This is a genomic window from uncultured Ellagibacter sp., assembly GCF_934636505.1.
In the GTDB taxonomy this organism is placed as follows: domain Bacteria; phylum Actinomycetota; class Coriobacteriia; order Coriobacteriales; family Eggerthellaceae; genus Ellagibacter.
This window is the reverse complement of the sequence record NZ_CAKUAL010000109.1, coordinates 1-3,793: the sequence shown is the minus strand read 5'-3', so window position 1 is coordinate 3,793 and position 3,793 is coordinate 1. Positions and strand designations below refer to the sequence as shown.

Annotated in this window: 3 protein-coding genes; all 3 read right to left on the bottom strand. The window is 64.1% G+C overall.

Going from position 1 to position 3,793, the window contains the following annotated elements; translation table 11 throughout:
• Nucleotides 1-120: 120 nt before the first annotated feature.
• Nucleotides 121-1,002, bottom strand: a complete 882-nt coding sequence (locus Q0G18_RS09080; RefSeq protein WP_297152287.1) for a pyruvate, water dikinase regulatory protein — start codon at nucleotides 1,000-1,002, stop codon at nucleotides 121-123.
• Nucleotides 1,003-1,032: 30 nt separating this feature from the next.
• Nucleotides 1,033-3,135, bottom strand: a complete 2,103-nt coding sequence (gene glyS / locus Q0G18_RS09075) for a glycine--tRNA ligase subunit beta (RefSeq protein ID WP_297152284.1) — start codon at nucleotides 3,133-3,135, stop codon at nucleotides 1,033-1,035.
• On the bottom strand, nucleotides 3,136-3,793 hold a 658-nt coding region (locus tag Q0G18_RS09070; RefSeq protein WP_297152282.1), incomplete at its 5' end, for a glycine--tRNA ligase subunit alpha.

Sequence of the window (3,793 nt, the reverse complement as noted above, 5' to 3'; positions counted from 1 at the left end):
GCTTCACTGGTTCGGTCACCTTGTTCTCCTTACAAGCTCCGGTTACCTTTTTACCCATGACGTCGGAAAACGTGACTTGCGAAGAAACATTTCGCGCACGTTTCCCTTCCGTTTCGAGCACTAATCAACTATACCAGTAGGTGCGGGGTGCAGACGCTCGTAGTAGCGCAATATCTCCTGAGCGGTCTCCTCGACGGCGCGGTTTTCAGTGTGAACGACGATGGCGCCGAGCCTGCGCATGAGCGCGCGCGCCGCTTCGAGGTCCTCATAGACATAGGTGGGGTCGGCGTAGCTGCTCGCGACGCCCACGGCATTGCCGAGCCTGCGGGTGCGGATGCCCACGAGCACCTCGGGCGTCGTCATGAGCCCGAACAGGTGCGTCGGGTCGACGTCGTAGATCTCGCGAGGAGGCTCAGTGTAGGGGTCGAGCGGAACGTTCGCCACCTTGTAACCCTGCTGGGACAGATAGATCGACGTCGGCGTCTTCGAAGAACGCGATACGCCGAGCAGGACGATGTCGGCCTGCGTGAGGTCTTGGGGGTTGCGGCCGTCGTCGTGGGCGATGGTGAACTCAATCGCCTCGATGCGGCGGAAGTAATGCTGGTCGGCCACGTGCAGACCACCGGGCTTCGAGGACGGCTCGAGGCCCGAGAGGTCTGAAATGGCATCGATGACCTGGGTCATCAGGTCAATTGCAATGATGTCGGGCTCGGAGGCTGCGAACTCGGCCAAGCGGGTGCGCAGCTCCTTGTCGACAATCGTGTAGCAGACGAGAATCTTAGGCGAGCCCTTGAGCTCGCGATGAAGCTGCATGTGGTCTTCGAGGAAACGCTTCACCTCGTCGAACTTGCGCACCTTCGGCAATACCTCGATGCAGGGGTTCGTCACCCCGAACTGCGCGGCGGCGGCGCGGGCCAAAGACTGCGCCGTCAATCCCACAGAGTCGCTGACGACGTGAATCGTCGGCAGGGGCGTCCTGTTCGTGTGCACAACGAAATCCATCTCTCGCCTGGCTTTTCCTGTTTAAGTGGGCTACTTTTGGGCCTTCTTCGCCATCAACCCGAAATCGGCGACGTCGGTGAACACGCCGACGAAACGGTTGAGCAGGCGCAGGCGGTTTTCGCGCAGCGACGCGTTCTCGTCCATGACCATGACGTCCTCGAAGAAGGCGTCGATCGGCTCTTTGAGGGCCGCAAGGGCGCTGCAGGCAGCGTCGAAGTCCTTGCAAGCGAGCGCGGAAGAGACCTTGTCCTCCCCTTCCTCGCATGCGCGAAGGAGCGCGAGCTCGGAGTCGCCGAGGATCGAGGTGTCGACCTCGCAGCCCAGCGCGGCGTCCGCAAGATTATGGGCGCGCGTGAAGGCGCCCGCGAGGGCCTCGTAGGTCTCGGGCTGCTCGGCGCGCGCCGCATCGAGCGCGCAGGCGCGGGCGAAGAACTCGGCGGGGTCGATAACGCCCACAGCCGAGACGGCCTCGATGGAGTCGAGGAGAACGCCCTCGTCCTTGGCGATGGCCTTCAGACGACCCGCGAAGAACTGCTCGACCTTTTCGGCCACGGCAGCGCGGTCGAACTCAAGACCCTGCTCGGCGTACGCGTCAAGCGACGCGGCGATGAGGTCTTTCAAGCTGACCGTGGGCATCGTGCGCAGCATGGCAATGATGCCGATGGCGGCGCGGCGCACGGCGTAGGGGTCGGAAGAGCCCGTCGGGGGCTCGTCGATGGCGAAGATGCCGCAGCAGGTGTCGAGCTTGTCGGCGATGGCGACGCACTTGCCGCAGATGCCGGAGGGGAGCTCGTCGCCTGCGAAGCGCGGACGGTAGTGCTCGCGAATGGCGGCGCAGACCTCGGGGACCTCACCTGCGGCCTCAGCGTAGTAGCCGCCCATGACGCCCTGCTGGTTGGTGAACTCGACGACGGCCTGCGAGACGAGGTCTGCCTTGGCCAGGTGCGCGGCGCGCACGGCGTTCGCGACGCCCGCCTCATCCTCGCCGGCGGCGGCAGCGGCCGCGCCCGCAAGCTTTTCCATGCGCTGGACCTTCTGCAAGGTAGTGCCGAGCTTCTCCTGGAACGTGACGATGCCGAGGCGCTCGACGAACTCCTCCATCGGACGCTTCAAGTCCTCGTCGAAGAAGAACTTCGCGTCGTCGAGGCGCGGGCGCACAACACGCTCGTTGCCGGAGACGACGGTATCGGAGACCTTCGGATCGGCGTTCGAGACGATCACGAACTCGCGGGTGAGCTTGCCCGCAGCGTCGAAAATCGGGAAATAACGCTGGTTGGAGAGCATGGACTCGCAGATGATTTCCTGCGGGACGCGGAGGAACTCCTCGTCGAACGTGCCGACGAGCACGGTCGGCCATTCGCAGAGGTTCACGACCTCGTCGAAGATGCGGGCGGGCGTGTCCACATGGCTGCCGGGACGCTCTGCCTCGATAGCGGCGATGCCCTCGCGAATGGCGGCCTCGCGGGCCTCGGCGCCAAGCACGTAGGAATCCTTGAGCACCTGCTCGTAGGCGGCGGGCTCAGCAACGACGTGCTCGCCGGGCGCCAGGACGCGATGGCCGCGGGTGGTGTTGCCGCTCGTCACGTCAGCATAGGTAACGGGCACGACTTCGGAGCCGAGGAGCGCGCAGATCCAGCGGATTGGGCGCACGAAGGTCTCGTGTTCGGAGCCCCAGCGCTGGGAGCGGTAGTTCGGCCACTCGATGGCGGCGATGACGTCGTGGCCGAGCGCCGACAGGATCGGCATCGCGGGCTCAGAGGGGACGTTCCTCTCGGCGAAGATGTACTCGTTGCCATCCTCGTCAATCTTGCGGGTGAGCTCGGAGGCATCGATACCGCACTTGCGGGCGAAGCCGGCAGCAGCCTTGGTGGGGTTGTCGTCGGCGTCGAAGGCGATTTGGGCCTTGGGGCCGCGCTTGACCTCATGGACAGCCTCGGTGGCGCATGCCACGTCCGACACAATCGCGGCAAGGCGGCGCGGCGAGGACACGACGCGAACGTCGCCATGCGCCAAACCAGCCTCGTCGAGCATCTTCACGACGAGCTTCGGAAGCTGCTTGGAAGCGTTGATCAGCGGCGCCGAGGGCATCTCCTCGGTGCCGATCTCGAGCAGGAAATCCAGAGTATCTGCCATTTAGGCCACCTCGCCCTTCGTGGAATACGTGTCTTTCTTGCCAGCGACCTCGGCGAGATAGCTCTCGCAGCAGGCCTTGGCGACGGCGCGGACGCGCAGGATGTAGTTGGCGCGCTCGGTCGCCGAGATGGCGCCGCGTGCGTCGAGGATGTTGAACGCGTGGCTGCACTTCATGACGCAGTCGTAGGCCGGCAGCGGCAGCTTGCGTTCGAGGCAGGAATGGCACTCGGCCTCGTACTCGTCGAACTTGCGGCGCATCAGCTCGACGTCGGCGACCTCGAAGTTGTAGGTCGAGAACTCGTACTCGTTTTCATGGAAGACGTCGCCGTAGGTCATGGGCGTGCCGTCGGGCAGGTAGGACCACACGAGGTCGTAGACGGAGTCAACGCCCTGCACGTACATGGCAATGCGCTCAAGGCCGTAAGTGATCTCAACGGGAACAGGATCAACCTCGATGCCGCCGACCTGCTGGAAGTACGTGTACTGCGTGACCTCCATGCCGTCCATCCACACTTCCCAGCCAAGACCCCACGCGCCGAGCGTCGGGCTTTCCCAGTCGTCCTCGACGAAGCGCACGTCGTGCTCAGCAGGGTCGAGACCGATGGCTTTAAGCGAGCCCAAGTAGAGCTCCTGGGAATCGACCGGGCAGGGCTTCAAG